The 15,508-nt window shown below is 39.8% G+C and carries 13 protein-coding genes; 8 read left to right on the top strand and 5 right to left on the bottom strand.

What is annotated here, in order from left to right; all coding sequences use genetic code 11:
* Positions 1–71: 71 nt before the first annotated feature.
* From R2Q78_RS06005 to lpdA, 4 genes are all read right to left on the bottom strand, one after another.
* A complete protein-coding gene (locus R2Q78_RS06005; protein ID WP_008242129.1) occupies positions 72–932 on the bottom strand; it encodes an RNA polymerase sigma factor RpoD/SigA in 861 nt (286 codons plus the stop codon).
* Positions 933–1,325: 393 nt separating this feature from the next.
* Positions 1,326–1,655 (bottom strand): YegP family protein, encoded by a 330-nt coding sequence (locus R2Q78_RS06000; RefSeq protein ID WP_316789839.1) that lies wholly within the window; start codon positions 1,653–1,655, stop codon positions 1,326–1,328.
* 92 nt (positions 1,656–1,747) lie between these two features.
* A complete protein-coding gene (locus R2Q78_RS05995; protein ID WP_316789837.1) occupies positions 1,748–2,596 on the bottom strand; it encodes an MBL fold metallo-hydrolase in 849 nt (282 codons plus the stop codon).
* 158 nt (positions 2,597–2,754) lie between these two features.
* Positions 2,755–4,143, bottom strand: a complete 1,389-nt coding sequence (lpdA, locus tag R2Q78_RS05990; protein WP_316789835.1) for a dihydrolipoyl dehydrogenase — start codon at positions 4,141–4,143, stop codon at positions 2,755–2,757.
* A 334-nt stretch (positions 4,144–4,477) separates the two neighbouring features.
* Between lpdA and R2Q78_RS05985 the strand changes: the two genes are divergently transcribed.
* The 7 genes from R2Q78_RS05985 (at position 4,478) to R2Q78_RS05955 (ending at position 12,594) form a co-directional block, all read left to right on the top strand.
* Positions 4,478–7,063 (top strand): TonB-dependent receptor, encoded by a 2,586-nt coding sequence (locus tag R2Q78_RS05985; RefSeq protein ID WP_316789833.1) that lies wholly within the window; start codon positions 4,478–4,480, stop codon positions 7,061–7,063.
* Between the two features lie 10 nt (positions 7,064–7,073).
* Positions 7,074–8,225, top strand: coding sequence for a hypothetical protein (locus tag R2Q78_RS05980; protein ID WP_316789830.1), 1,152 nt, complete (start codon positions 7,074–7,076; stop codon positions 8,223–8,225).
* Positions 8,226–8,427: 202 nt separating this feature from the next.
* The gene (locus R2Q78_RS05975; RefSeq protein WP_316789828.1) at positions 8,428–8,925 is read left to right on the top strand and encodes a hypothetical protein; all 498 of its coding nucleotides are present in this window, start codon (positions 8,428–8,430) and stop codon (positions 8,923–8,925) included.
* Between the two features lie 2 nt (positions 8,926–8,927).
* Positions 8,928–9,716 (top strand): SDR family NAD(P)-dependent oxidoreductase, encoded by a 789-nt coding sequence (locus tag R2Q78_RS05970; RefSeq protein WP_316789825.1) that lies wholly within the window; start codon positions 8,928–8,930, stop codon positions 9,714–9,716.
* Between the two features lie 5 nt (positions 9,717–9,721).
* A complete protein-coding gene (locus tag R2Q78_RS05965) occupies positions 9,722–10,714 on the top strand; it encodes an NAD-dependent epimerase/dehydratase family protein (RefSeq protein WP_316789823.1) in 993 nt (330 codons plus the stop codon).
* 28 nt (positions 10,715–10,742) lie between these two features.
* Entirely contained in the window at positions 10,743–11,846 is a 1,104-nt protein-coding gene (locus tag R2Q78_RS05960; protein ID WP_316789821.1) for a sensor histidine kinase, read from the top strand.
* Complete coding sequence (locus R2Q78_RS05955; RefSeq protein WP_316789820.1) at positions 11,827–12,594, top strand: LytTR family DNA-binding domain-containing protein; 768 nt, start codon at positions 11,827–11,829, stop codon at positions 12,592–12,594. The genes R2Q78_RS05960 and R2Q78_RS05955 overlap by 20 nt, the downstream gene beginning before the upstream one ends.
* A 4-nt stretch (positions 12,595–12,598) precedes the next feature.
* Here R2Q78_RS05955 and R2Q78_RS05950 read toward each other — a convergent pair whose 3' ends face one another.
* On the bottom strand, positions 12,599–14,032 hold the full coding sequence (locus R2Q78_RS05950) for a PLP-dependent aminotransferase family protein (RefSeq protein ID WP_316789819.1): 1,434 nt from the start codon (positions 14,030–14,032) through the stop codon (positions 12,599–12,601).
* A gap of 105 nt (positions 14,033–14,137) precedes the next feature.
* Here R2Q78_RS05950 and R2Q78_RS05945 point away from each other — a divergent pair, with 105 nt between their 5' ends.
* Complete coding sequence (locus R2Q78_RS05945; RefSeq protein ID WP_316789817.1) at positions 14,138–15,427, top strand: PhzF family phenazine biosynthesis isomerase; 1,290 nt, start codon at positions 14,138–14,140, stop codon at positions 15,425–15,427.
* Positions 15,428–15,508: the final 81 nt, after the last annotated feature.

Below are 15,508 nucleotides of genomic sequence, written 5' to 3'. Positions count from 1 at the left end.
GTGAGTACCCAATCTTTTTATTTTATATATTTCTTACAAATTCAGGATGAAGACCGTATTGGCCTGATGCACTATCCCAAATAAGATTTTAATATTTTACTTCTTGATGTATGACGAAGACGTTGTAAAGCTTTATCCTTAATCTGACGAACGCGTTCACGTGTTAAATTGAATTTTTCACCAATCTCTTCAAGAGACAGAGGGTGGTTGGTGCTCAATCCAAAGAAAAGAACGATAATTTCACGTTCACGCTCAGTTAGCGTAGAAAGTGAGCGTTTGATTTCTTCTGAAAGTGATTCGTTGATTAGGCTACTATCAGTATTCGGTTCATGGTTTTCCAATACATCAAGTAATGTATTCTCTTCACCCTGAACAAATGGAGCATCCATTGAAACGTGACGGCCTGAATTACTTAAGGTGTCAGATATTTTATCTACCGTAGTTTCCAGTATGTCTGCAAGTTCCTCAGGAGATGGCTCACGCTCATATTCCTGCTCCAGTTTAGAGAAAGCTTTACTGATTTTACTCAATGAACCAACCTGGTTTAAAGGTAAACGTACAATACGGCTTTGTTCTGCGATAGCTTGTAATATTGACTGACGAATCCACCAAACTGCATAAGAGATAAACTTGAAACCTTTAGTCTCATCAAAACGCTTTGCAGCTTTAATTAAACCAAGATTACCTTCGTTAATTAAGTCTCCCAGTGTTAAACCTTGATTCTGATATTGCTTAGCAACAGAAACTACGAAACGCAAGTTGGTTTTAGTTAAACGTTCTAATGCAGCCTGATCTCCTTCCCGTATCTTTCTTGCTAAAATTACTTCTTCTTCGGCGGTGATTAAATCTACTTTACCAATTTCGTGAAGATATTTGTCTAGGGATTGACTTTCGCGATTGGTAATTGATTGCGTGATTTTGAGTTGTCTCATCTATATGCTTTGGTACTCGTTATGTGTTTTGAACGTGCAAAAGTAAGAATTTAAAGGCAATTAGAAAACATAAATTACTGAAAACGTTACACTTTACACCTGTTATTTATACAATAATTCTACAGCAAAAATTATTCCAAAATACTTTTGTCAGTATCACTTCTTTTAACTGTTTTTGTGTCTTAATCTGTTGTTTTTTAGGTAGTTGTTTCTTTATTTATACTTGTGATTAATTGATTTGTCACCGAAATATTATTTTGTAATGATAGATTATATGGATAAAATTCAAAAATTGTACTCTAAAAAATAAAACGATTACACAGAAAATGTACAATAAAAAGTCCTGTCTGGATGTTTATTTATGACAGGACTTTTTAAATTTATTATTCTTTTTTAAGTCAGATCAGAAATTTCAGCTTCCGGAGCATTCTTTTTCACTGACTCGATGCCATTGTCTCTGCTGGCTACACTTTCGTACATTTCACTGGCTCCGATGATTTGTCCATTACTGGCCTTCAAATTGAAATAAGGCTTCCCATTCGACGAAGTCAGTTTGTCATATCTGCTGTCATCCTGAGAATTTTTCCTAACTGACTCTATGCCATTCAGGCAAGCACTTTTGCTTGAATACCCTTCACTCGCCAAAATAACCTGACCATTTCCTGCCTTTAAATTGAACTGAGTTTCGCCATTCTTCCTGGTTGTAATTTCAAATTTACTCATAGTCTTTTTATTTGTTTTTTACTTAGGTTGATAACATTACCTAAATTTATAAAAAAAACATAAACAGAAACGGGTTGCAGCTATTTTTTTGTTTAAGCCGAAGTAAGCTCAGTTAAACTGAATGTCTGATCGACCCTAATGCCTTTTTCAGTCTGTTGGAGTGTGCAGCATTCATTTACAGGGTCGTGCTCCAGGTACAGGATGTAGTTTTTGTCTGTCGCTTCCTGCAAAAAGGATTTTTTTTCTTTCAGTGTTTGTAGCGGAAACATGTCATACGACATTACGTAGGGCAGGGGTATATGTCCTGTTGAGGGCAGTAGATCTGCCATGTAAACTATTGTTTTTTCTTTGTATTGTATTTGCGGGAGCATCATGGCATCTGTGTGTCCATAAGCAAATCTAATATTGATGCCGTCATGAAACTGGATGCCATCGGTATCTTCAATAAATCTCAATTGTCCGCTTTCCTGAATAGGCAGAATGTTGTCTTTCAGAAAAGAAGCTTTCTCCCTGTCATTAGGATTTACGGCCCAGTCCCAGTGTTTTTCATTGCTCCAGTAAAAAGCATTTTTAAACGCCGGGCGAAGCTTGTCGCCAACACGCATGATAGAACCTCCACAATGATCAAAATGAAGGTGTGTCAGGAACACATCTGTGATGTCGTCTCTGCTGTATCCTTTTGCTGCAAGAGATTTATCCAGGGTGTCGTCTCCATGTAAATAATAATGGCTCAGAAATTTTTCATCCTGTTTATCTCCAATTCCATTGTCTATAAGGATCAATCTTTCACCATCCTCGATCAGCAAACATCGCATTGCCCAGGTGCACATGTTATTGGCATCTGCAGGATTACTTTTTTGCCAGATTGATTTGGGAACTACGCCAAACATAGCGCCACCGTCGAGTTTAAACAATCCGGTTTCAATTGTATGTAGATTCATGATATAAGATTAGCAGAAGTAAAACTAATAAAAAAGGCCGCTTAACGCGGCCTTTTTTATTAGTTTTTTGGCGGTAATTTTGGTGTCTGGGAGAAGGCATAGCGTTCTTTGCGCTTCTTCAGCGCAAAGCAATGCAGCCATCGGGCAGATCACTCAAATTACAAATGTATTACTTCCCCGTAAGCATCAGCAGCAGCTTCCATAATTGCTTCACTCATGGTCGGGTGAGGGTGTACAGATTTAATCATCTCATGCCCGGTTGTTTCCAGTTTACGCGCTACTACGATTTCAGCAATCATTTCAGTTACGTTTGCACCAATCATGTGTGCACCTAATAATTCGCCATATTTAGCATCAAAGATCAATTTTACAAAACCATCTTTAGCACCTGCAGCACTTGCTTTACCAGAAGCAGAGAAAGGGAACTTACCGATCTTCAATTCATAGCCCGCCGCTTTAGCAGCTTTCTCTGTATAACCTACAGAAGCAATTTCCGGACTGCAATAAGTACATCCCGGGATGTTATTGTAATCTAAAGGTTCTGGTTTATGTCCGGCAATTTTCTCTACACAGATGATACCTTCTGCAGAAGCAACGTGGGCTAAAGCCTGTCCGCTTACAATGTCGCCAATTGCATAATATCCTTTTACCGAAGTATTGTAGAATTCATCTACAACAACTTTTCCTTTTTCAGTTTTAATTCCGGTTTCTTCTAAGCCGATATTCTCAATGTTAGCTACTACTCCTGCAGCAGAAAGAACGATGTCACATTCTAACGTTTGCATTCCCGAAGCAGTTTTAACCTGCACTTTACAGCCAGTTCCGCTGGTGTCTACAGATTCAACGCTTGAAGAAGTCATTACCTCTATACCTGCTTTTTTGAAGCTGCGAAGCAATTGTTTCGACACATCTTCATCTTCCACAGGCACTACATTATCCATGAATTCTACCACGGTAACTTTAGTTCCAAGTGTAGCATAAAAATAAGCAAATTCAACACCTATAGCTCCTGAACCTACCACTACCATAGATTTTGGTTGCTCAGGCAATACCATCGCCTGTCTGTAGCCGATTACTTTTTTACCGTCTTGTTTCAGATTAGGTAATTCTCTGGACCTGCCACCTGTTGCCAGGATAATGCTGGTTGCAGTATATTCCTTTTGAGATCCGTCAGCAGCTTTTACTTCTACCTTATTTCCAGGTTTAGCTTTTCCGGTACCCATAATTACATCGATCTTGTTCTTTTTCATTAAGAACTGAACACCTTTGCTCATGCCATCTGCAACGCCACGACTACGTTTAATCACAGCAGCAAAATCAGCCTCAGCTTCAGCAGTCTTAATACCATATTCTGAAGCATGATTGATATATTCGAAAACCTGTGCACTTTTAAGAAGCGCTTTTGTTGGTATACATCCCCAATTAAGGCAGATTCCACCCAACGATTCACGTTCTACAACTGCAGTTTTCAAACCCAACTGAGAAGCTCTGATCGCGGCTACGTATCCACCCGGACCGCTACCTATTACAATTACATCGTAGTTCATATCTTTATTTAAAGGAATTTTAACTTTAGTAAAGGCCAAAAATAAAAAAAATGTTTGTTAATAACCCCTTTAAGATTTTTGAGCCAGTCATTTTAATCTTATAATTTTCGGTTATTGAGTATAAAGTTCATGTGTATTTATGTAGAAAGAGTATAAATAACTGGTAAACTGAAAGTTATAAATGTGATTTGTATGTTAAATGTTGAAAAGTTTTGACATTATTAATAATTATTTAACATGCAGATCAACTATGCTTGCATAATTAATTTTTAACTTTGCGGCTATTAATGCTCATTACCCTAATGAATATCATAATTAAACAAATCAAAAAAGTATGAAGAAATCGTTACTCATCATCTTCACTTTGTCACTTCAATTTCTCGCTGTTAGTGTTTTTGCCCAGCAGATTAGGGGTACAGTGGTAGATTCATTGACAAAAGAATCGTTGCCGGGTGCAGCGGTAAGTCTTAAAGGTACATCCTTGTCTGTTTCCACTTCTACGGATGGCAGCTTTTCAATCAAAAAGCAGGATGGATCAAATGTTTTGGTAATTTCTTATGTAGGATACCAAAAGAAAGAGGTTGTAGTGTCTGCTGGACAAAATGACCTGGGACAAATTATTTTGGTCTCGAATACCAACACCATGAATGAGGTAATGATCGTGGCCAATGCAAGGGCTATCGACAGAAAAACCCCTGTGGCGGTTTCGACTATTAATGCCGAGCGCATAGAAGAAAAAGGAGCTCAGCAGGAATTTCCTGAATTGCTGAAATCTACGCCAGGTGTTTATGCTACAAAAGGTACCGGAGGTGGTTTCGGTGATGCCAGGATTAACATGAGAGGATTCCAAAGTGCCAATATCGCTGTCTTAATTAATGGTATTCCTGTAAATGACATGGAAGATGGCCGGGTGTTTTGGGGCAACTGGTCTGGATTAACTGATGTAACCAGTTCCATACAATCGCAACGTGGTCTGGGTGCTTCCAAAGTAGCGGTGCCTTCCCTGGGTGGTACCATCAATATCCAGACTAAAACCACTGATGTAAAAAAAGGAGGATTTATTTACCAGGGACTTGGAAACAACGGTTACAGTAAAACTACTTTTTCTTATTCAACAGGATTAACCGATAAAGGCTGGGCATTTTCTGCAATGGGATCGCGAAATGTAGGCGATGGTTATGTGAATGGCCTGGGATACGAAGCCTACAGTTATTTCTTTAACATATCTAAAGTAATCAATGCAAACCATACCATTTCTTTAACAGGGTTTGGCGCTCCGCAATACCATGGTTCAAGATTTGAACGTTTTAACCTTGCCTATTACGAGAATGCTCCTCAGGGTAAAAGATTCAATCCTAACTATGGAATTCTGGACGGAAAAGAAAAAACAATAAGTGGTAACTATTACCACAAACCGCAGGCGTCGTTAAATCATACCTGGATCATTGACGAGACTTCGTCGTTGTCTACCGCACTTTATGGCTCTATAGGTAAAGGAGGAAATGAATTCCCTAATGATGCCGCTCTTTTCCTGAATACAAGAACAGGCAATAAGTACACTCCGGTTGATATTGATGCGTTAATAGATCTCAATACAGCTTCACCTGATGGAAGAGCAGTAGCATATCTTCAATCTTACAGAAACGACCACAAGTGGGGCGGTTTGCTGAGTACTTATAAGAAAAAACTAAATGATAAAATAGACCTGCTTGCAGGACTAGACGTAAGGCAGTATAAAGGCGAACATTATAATTCTGTAAGGAATTTATTGGGCGCTGAATATGTTTTAGAAATAGCAAATGGCAATCCGACTACTTCGCGTGGTGCCGGTGATATCAATAATCCGGTTAAGATGGCCAAAACTGGCGATAAAATCGGATTCAATTATGATGGACTGGTAGGCTGGCAGGGAGCGTTCGTACAAGCTGAATACTCATACGATAAACTTTCCGCTTTTGTTTCGTTATCAGGAAACAATCAATCTTATCAGCGTGTAGATCATTATAAATACCTGACTAGCGATCCTAACCGTAAGAGCGCAACGGTTAATAATCTGGGCTATCAGGCAAAAGGTGGTGCAAACTACAATATTGATGCGAACCATAACGTATTTGCCAATGTTGGTTATTTGGAGAAGGCGCCTATTTTCGAAGCTGTTTTTGCAGGCTATCAAAATAAAAAGAATCCTGATGCAGTAACAGAAAAAATCCTGAGCTATGAACTGGGTTACGGATACAGAAGCAGGAAGTTCTCTGGAAACTTAAATTTGTACCGCACCAGCTGGAAAGACAGATCTACTATCAACCCATATTATGATCCGGCAAGTCAGCAGTTTTACACAGCAAACCTAAGCGGTGTTGACGCCTTGCATCAAGGGGTAGAAGTTGATTTTAAATATACGCCGGTACACGGTCTGACTATCAATGGTATGCTTTCTGTGGGTGACTGGAAATGGGATAGCAATGTTCCAAAAGCAGTAATTACCGATGTGAATGGTACAGCTTTAGCCAACGGTTCAATTGGCCCTCTTTACACAAAAGGAATTAGGGTAGGTGATCAGCCGCAAACCACTTTGGCTCTGGGTGCATCATTTGATGTAACAGAAGATTTAAGGATAGGAGCTGACTATAACTATTTCAGCCGTTTTTATTCCTCATTTGTTCCTACCGCCATTACTGCAGAAAATTTAGTGCCATGGCAACTGCCTAATTACTCACTTCTTGATGTAAATGCGGTGTTTAAATTCAAATTCGCAGGCGTGAGATCTTCTATGTTTGCCAATGTGAACAATTTGCTTGATGCTGAATATATCTCAGATTCAAATGCTCAGTTTAATAATGGGATCAGTGATGTAAACAATTCGAACGTATACTACGGTGTAGGCAGAACATGGACAGTGGGTTTAAAGGTTAACTTTTAAGATGATAATCATGAAAAAGAATATATTGTATTTATTAGCGGCTATCACTACGGTATTTACCGCTTGTAATCCATTAAAGGATGAAATTAATAATATAAGTCCTATAGTTGATAAAACTTTTGCTCTAGTTACCTCGGATTATAATTTTCTTCCAACGGGTAATTACGCAAAAGCTGCAGGTTACTTTTTTACTGTAGCAGATGCAAATGCATCCATCCCAGTGATTTTAAACATAAAATATCCGAATTTGGGAAACGGTTCTAAAGCAATTATAACTTATAATTCAATGGCTAATCCGATTAAACCTGCTGATAGTCTATTGTCTGCTAGTGGGGCTGTTCCTACTCAATATACTGTTACGGATGCAGATTATGCTGCGATAAACGGGAACGCAAACAAAAACTTTAATGCAACTAAAGTTATAGAATTCTTAAATGCTAAATTTCCTGTACGGGTAGAAAACCAGTTGGTCGTTCTTAGCTACGTTTATTTTCAGGCTGTAGCAGCACCTGTTGTCGAAACGTTCCTTTATATCGGAGGAGCGTGGGTGAAGCCTTATCATGTTTCGCAGGCGCAATACATTTCTGCAGGAAAAATTACGGCATTTAACTTTGCAGCAGCGGATGAGCCTAATTTGAATAGCTATTTTAACACTTTTTTGAAATCTGACGCTGCAGTATCGGCAACCACAAAAGTTGGCGATGTTAAGTATGTTTCTTATGCTTATTTTGCGTCAAGAAATTATCAAAGAATCAGAACCTTGACGTTTGACGGTGTAAATTGGGTTGCAAAACCTGTACCGGCTGCTCCATTAACTTTTCTAAAAAAGAACGGAACCTGGATACCTGATCCAACCATCTATTATACTTTAGTGAAAGCAGATTTTGAAATATTAAGAGGTTCTAATGTTGCTTCTGAAGCAGCTGTTGCTAATGCCGTTTCATTCGGATCTTTTGATAAGACCGGTGGTGCAAATAACTGGAAAGATGAAGAAATTAAAGTAGCTGTGATCACCATGTTAAATAATAAATATAAAAATGCAGCAGTTGATGCTTCCATCCCCTATAAAATTACCCATGTTCTTTTTAGAGGTCCTAGTCCAACTGTTACCAATACCTATATCAAAACAGCAACAGGCTTTGTTCTTGCACCTGAGAATTAAGAATACTTTTATTTAAAAAAAAAGCCTTGCTTCAGAATTGAAGCAGGGCTTTTTTGTTTTTACCAACAGATGCTTTTTCTCCCGACAAGGCTCCGCAGATAAATATCACAGCTCATGCTTAAATATCTACAGTTCATGGTTTATTTATTTCTCCACTGATCACTTATGCACAGTTTTGTATAACCATAAAAACAAATGTATTATGTTGACCGGTAGTTTATCTGAAAATAATAAAGACGTAAATATTCTTGGTGATGCTTTGGACCTCAATGCATTACATCATACTGTTCGCAAAATTATGCTGGTCATCCTTGATTACCTGCCTGTGGATAACGATGCATCTAACATACTTGTTAGCTTTCTCGAACGGATAGAGCAGGCATATCTGGGCAGAGCACTTCACAAGCAGTTGCATGCCTGTCAACGTCAGTTGAATTATCAGGGTTTCATCACCAACCATACAGAATTAACAGCAGTAAACCATCTGCTCCATACCTTATCTGCATATACGGTTTTGGACGAAGCAGATGAGGTGAATTTGCTTCATCTCGAAAAAATTATAAAACAAACAGATACATCAGGTAAGGATATGAACCATATAAATGGTTCTGATCTGCATCTGGATATTAAGGCCTTTATTGAAGGTTTCAGCTGTAAGACTACTAATCCCGGTCCGGGCAATATTTTTCTAAACCTATGAATATGATGAAATATACCTTAATAACCGGCGCGAGTTCCGGATTGGGCAAAGAGTTTTCTATTCAATGTGCCGCAAAAGGCATGAACCTCATTATGATCGCCCTGCCAGGGAGCAATACCATATCTCTGGCGGCTAATCTTCAGATCGAATATGGGGTAGATGTACAGGTGTTCGAATTTGACCTCACCGATACTATTTTACTCAAAGAACAGCTGAATCACATTCTTGAAAAGTATCAAATTAACTTTCTGATCAATAATGCGGGGATTGGAGGAACGGTTTCGATTAGAAAAAGCTCGCTGGAAGCGATAGACAGAATCCTGCAAGTCAATATCAGGAGTATGGTATTGATCACACAAACCATGCTGCCCTATCTTTTGAAAGAACAAAAAGCCTATATCATGAACATAGCCAGCATGGCGGCTTTTACACCTATCGCTTATAAAACTGTTTATCCTGCGTCTAAAGCCTTTATATCTTCATTTTCATTGGGATTAAGGGAAGAGCTGAATGATACCTCGATTTCTATAAGTGTAGTTTACCCCGGACCAATAATGACCAATTCAGGTGTATCTTCCAGAATCATAAAACAGGGATTAAAGGGTAAGATGGGTTTACTGTCGACGCCAAGAATTGCCGGGGTGGCTTTAAAGCAAACACTGGCCGGAAAGGGCATAATTATTCCTGGTTTTTGGAATAGGCTCAATCAGCGGCTGATGGCCATGCTGCCAATAGAAATTAAGCTAAAAATCGTATCACAAGCAGTAAAAAAAGAATTAGCAATCAAATAATGGATATGAAAATCGGTAAGGTACTGGTAACCGGTGGAAATGGTTTTTTGGGTTCCAATGTTGCACGGGAGCTCTTCAGGCGGGGTTATGAAGTGAAGTTGATGATGAGGCCTTCAGCAGATACCAATGTGATTGCTGATATTCCATGCGAATTGTATTATGGAGAAATCAGTAATACTAAGGATACATTAAGGGCAGTGGAAGGTTGTGATTATGTAGTGCATACGGCTTCTATAACCCGACAGTGGTCTGTCTCTTTTAGAGATTACGAGGAGATCAATGTAAAAGGCACTATGAATGTTGTGGATGCTTGTTTGTTTCATGACGTGAAGAAATTGATACACATCAGCACTGCCAATACCATCGGCCCGGGTAGTAGGCTTAAACCGGCTAACGAACTTAACTCATTCATGCTTACCAATATCAATTCGGGCTATATCAGCAGCAAATACATCGCTCAGCAGTACGTGATGGAGCAAGTTGAGAGAAAGAAGCTTCCCGCAGTAATCATCAATCCCACGTTTATGATCGGACCGTATGATACAAAGCCCAGTTCCGGTAAAATTATCTTGCATGGGATGAATAAACGCATTGTGTTTTATCCGCCCGGGGGAAAGAATTTTGTACACATCGGTGATGTATGTACAGGTATAGCGAATGCATTGGAAAAAGGAAAAGTCGGCGACTGCTACCTGATGGCCGGGGAAAATCTGGACTACAGGGATTTTTTTAAACTGTTGAATAAAGTTTCCGGACAAAATCCACTGCTCATCAGAATACCAGTATTTGTGCTGAAATCAGTTGGATTAATAGGTACATTGCTGGAAATATTTAGCAGGAAAACCGGTAAACTGAACCATTCATCGGCCTACATGCTGTGTTTGTACAATTATTATTCGGGCAAGAAATCTGAGCGGGAACTACAATTGGACTATACATCTACAGAAAAGGCAATAAACAGTGCTTTATTATGGTTCAGGGAAAATAATTACTGCTAAATTTATGCTGATAGGATCTTTTATAATAATGCTACTGAGAATGAAGACGGCACAGATTGAAGCAATTTTTCAAAGTAAATGGTTTAAGTATGGGCTTAGGGTGATCATACTTTACATATTTAGCGTGGTATTCAAATCTTTTGACCTTACTTTTCCTCATGAATTTGGTGTCTTTTCTTTCAGGGGGCAGGCTTTTAGTGTGATGTATGTGTTGCTAGGTTTGTTTGTCTGGGAAGGCGCAGTAATGCTTTCCAGGTATACTGAGCGGAATGTATACAACAAGAATGTCTCAAGAAAGCTTATATTTCTATGTTTGAGCCTTCTTCTTTACGGCTGGCTGGCTGCTTGCCTGTTTGGTTTGTGCTACTCGGTTTTTGATATTCTGCTTTTTGGAAACTATGAGGCCTGGAAGAGTTTTTCTTCCTTCAGTTATGACCTCAATTTTGGCACTTTTCTATTTTACCTGTTGATACTGGCTTATAGCGGGATTGTTTTCTACTATAAAAACTGGAAGGAATCGCAGGTAAATGCCGAACGCCTGATGCGCGAAAACATACAGGCTAAATATGATGTGTTAAAAAGCCAGATTGATCCCCATTTTTTCTTCAATTCTTTAAGTGTACTGACCAACCTGGTTTATAAAAGTGCAGATTTATCGGCGGAATACATCACGCAGCTTGCAAAGAGCTACAGGTATATACTGGATAAGAAATTTGAAAACCTGGTATCCATAAAAACAGAACTGGAATTCCTGGAATCTTATTCTTTTTTAATCAGGATCAGGCACCAAAGTAGTATTGAATTCAACATAGAGATTAGTGAAGAGGTTCAGAATACAGGAATGGTGCCGCCGGCTACGCTGCAAATGCTCGTAGAAAATGCGGTGAAACATAACCGTTTTTCAGGAAACGATCCGCTGCATATTGGCATCAGGGAAGAAGGCGAATTTTTAATAGTAACAAATGACCTGAGGAAAAGGATGGGAGTGCAAAATTCTATCGGTGTTGGACTGGAGAATATTAGTAAAAGATATGAGCTTACCAGTGATAAGCGAATAGAAATTACAGAAACAAAAGATAAATTTATGGTTAGGGTTCCAATAATAAACAATTATGAAGGTTATCATATTTGAGGATGAAAAACACAATGCAGAACGACTGATTCAGTTGCTGGAAAAGTGTGTTCCTGATGTTAAAATAGCGGCAATTATTGAATCTGTAGAGGAAGGTTTAAAATGGTTTGCCGGTAACAATGCAAAAGATGTGGAGCTGATTTTTATGGATATCCAGCTCTCCGATGGGAATTGCTTTGAGTTGTTTGAGCAACAGGAGATCCTGATTCCTGTAATTTTTACTACAGCGTATGATAGCTTCGCATTGCAGGCCTTTAAAGTTTATAGCGTAGATTATTTGCTGAAACCCATAGACCTTAAAGAACTCAAGCGTGCTTTGGAGAAATATGCCTATTTTAAGCTACCTGCAAATCCTGCGGTCAACATCTCCAGGATAGCGGAGGAGTTTTCCAAGCGTGAAAATACGAGGTTTATTGGTAAGATTAACAACCAGCTCATTTATGTAAAGGCTAAGGAAATTGCACACATTCATTTTTCAGACGGACTTACCTGGGCTACCACCATGGGCAGTCAGCGAATACCCCTGGATTACTCCCTCGATCAAATGGAAAAACTGCTGGACAAGAACTTATTCTTCCGGATCAACCGCAAACTGATCGTGCAGATTGATGCCATAAAGAAAATCACCACCTATTACAACAGCCGTTTTGTATTGCAGCTGGCTCCTGAAATAGATATTGATGCCATCATCAGCAGAGAAAGGGTTGCAGGCTTTAAAGCCTGGCTGGAGGGGCAGGAAATTGGTTAGCTACCTAAATCTTAGCTTTTATAAGCGTACCAAGGAGCTTGATCTTTTTTTCAATTTCATCGGTCCATTGTAATCCAAAGCTTAGCCTCAGGCAGTTGTCGAACTGATCCTGCAACGTAAACATTTTTCCCGGCGCTATGCTGATTTTATGTTTTATGGCGGTTTCATAAAGTTCAAGGGTGTTTACCTTCCTGTCCAGTTCTATCCATAGAAAATAGCCGCCCAAAGGCTGACTCACACATGTGCCTTCCGGGAAATGGCTGGCAATAGCGCTGATGTATTTCATGCTATTGTTGTACAGTGTTTGCCTCATTTTTCTCAAATGATTTTCATAACGTCCGTTTTTAAGAAAATCGGCCACTACCTCGGATGTAATGGTTGTGGAGGAGATGGAGTGGTTTAATTTGAGCCTGATTATTTGCTCCTTGAAAATGCCGGGAGCTACCCAGCCAACCCTGTAGCCCGGAGCAAGTGTTTTCGAAATGGAATTGCAGTAAAGCACCAGCCCGCTTTCATCAAAGGTTTTACAGGTAGAAGGACGGTTGCTGCCGAAATAAAGATCGCCGTAGATATCGTCTTCAATCAAAGGCACATTAAAATGCTGAAGCAGCTTAACCACTTCTTTTTTATGTTCATCAGGCATAGAAGATCCGCAGGGGTTATTGAAATTACTGACCAGTATGCATGCGCTGATATTATTCGAAGAAAGTGCTTTTTTCAGCGTATCCAGCTCTATTCCCGTAATTGGGTTTGTTGGCAGTTCCAGTACATTCAGTCCAAGGCTTTTGGTCAGCTGCAGAATACCAAAATAAGCCGGACTCTCAATAGCAATGGTATCTCCCGGTTTTGTAAGTGCCTGTAAGCAGTAGGATACCGCGTTCATACATCCGGAAGTGGTGATCAGGTCATCCTCATTAAAACTGGCTCCCCAGGAAAATGACCATTTTGCAATCTCTCTTCGCAGTTTTTCATTGCCTTGTACCTGATCGTATGCGGTGCCGCTACCCGGAAGACTTCTGGTCGCATGTATCAGGGCCTTGTTTAATTTCGCGATTGGAAGCAAGCTGACATCAGGTACGCCCAGCGATAATAACGTGATCTCAGGGTCTGTACTGTCTTTGTGTACCCTGGTGATCAGGTCATCCTGATGACGGGGTTTTTGTAGGCTAATGGGCTTGCTGGTATTTGGTACAGCCATTCGTTTTTTTGGCGGCAGACAAACGTAGTAGCCAGACCTCGGCCTGGTTTCTATCAACGACCTGCTTTCGAGTTCATAATAGGCTTGCGTTACCGTACTCATATTGTGTCCAAGTTCACGGCAAAGCGTTCTGATGGAAGGCAGTTTGTCACCCGCCCTCAATACTTCATCCGTAATTTGTTTTTCAATCCGGGCAGCTATCTGCATGTATAAAAAAGGTTCGGTATGCTGTTTTCTCATATTGAGGTTATTGAACTGTACTGGTCAAAAATAATAAAATTGTATCTGTATTGGTTGGATTGTTTTTATGAAATTTGCTGAATATCATTAAAACATCAGTCTCGTATGGAAATTTTAAATAGCACAATCGAAGATATAGATACCCTTTTTAGACTTTATGATGCAGCGACAGCATATCAGAAAGAAGTGGGCATAAAAAAGTGGAAAGGATTTGAACGCGCATTGGTAGAACAGGAGATCAAAGAGGGGCGACAATATAAGATCATTGAGGATGGAAAAATTGCCTGTGTTTTTGTGATCACTTATAACGATCCGCTGATCTGGAAGGAAGCGGATGCTGATCCCGCAATATATATCCACCGCATAGCGACAAACCCGGATTATAGGGGTCGTTCTTATGTAAAACATATTGTAAACTGGGCAAAGAAATATGCTGCTGAACACAACAGGAAATTTATCAGGATGGACACAGGAAGCGGTAATGACAGGCTGAATAATTATTACATCAGCTGCGGGTTTACCTATAAAGGGATTACCGGCATAGAACAGACTGAGGGCTTGCCCGAGCATTATAAAAACGGGACTTTCAGCTTGTTTGAGATTGACCTTTCAAAACTTGCTTTTTACCATGTAGATGCTTTCACCGACCAGCTTTTTGGAGGGAATCCTGCTTGTGTGGTTCAATTGGAAAACTGGCTTCCTGATGCGACACTGCAAAAAATTGCTAAAGAAAATGCAGTGCCTGAAACCGTGTTTTTTGTTGCCGAAGATGAAGACTTTCACATCAGGTGGTTTACTCCGGAACATGAGATGGATTTGTGCGGACATGCTACGCTGGCAACTGCACATATTTTGAAGACTGAACTGCAGCGGAAAGACGGGACATTCAGGTTCAATTCTAAAAGTGGCTTGCTGGAGGTAGGCGTAGATGGAGATCAGTTTACACTGAATTTTCCTTCGAGAAAACCTGTAAAAGCAGAATTGCCGCCGATCATATCAGCTTCATTGAGTAAACAACCAAAGCAGGTTTTAAAATCAAGGGATTATGTGCTGGTGTATGACACAGAACAGGAAGTGCGTGAACTTGTATTGGACAGGGCAATGCTGGAGCAGATAGATCTGAAACCGGGCGGTATCATTGCTACTGCAAAAGGTGAGGTGGCGGATTTTGTATCCAGGTTCTTTATTCCCCAGGCCTCGATTTTTGAAGACCCTGTTACAGGTTCGGCGCATTGTTCATTGATTCCTTACTGGTCGGAACAACTTGGTAAAACTGAAATGGATGCATTGCAGGTTTCTGAAAGAGGAGGGAAATTAAGCTGTAAACAGTTTGGAGATCGGGTACTGATCACCGGAACCGCGGTGACCTATGCATCAGGACACTATCGCCTCTGATGAGCAATTGAGTCATTATATTGCTAAGTACTAATTAGCTGATAATCCCTTTTAAGTCCTATCTGAGCCTTATCCCGGATC

Origin of the sequence: Pedobacter frigoris (assembly GCF_032678645.1) — a bacterium.
GTDB lineage: Bacteria > Bacteroidota > Bacteroidia > Sphingobacteriales > Sphingobacteriaceae > Pedobacter > Pedobacter frigoris_A.
This window is presented reverse-complemented; position numbering and strand designations above follow the sequence as displayed.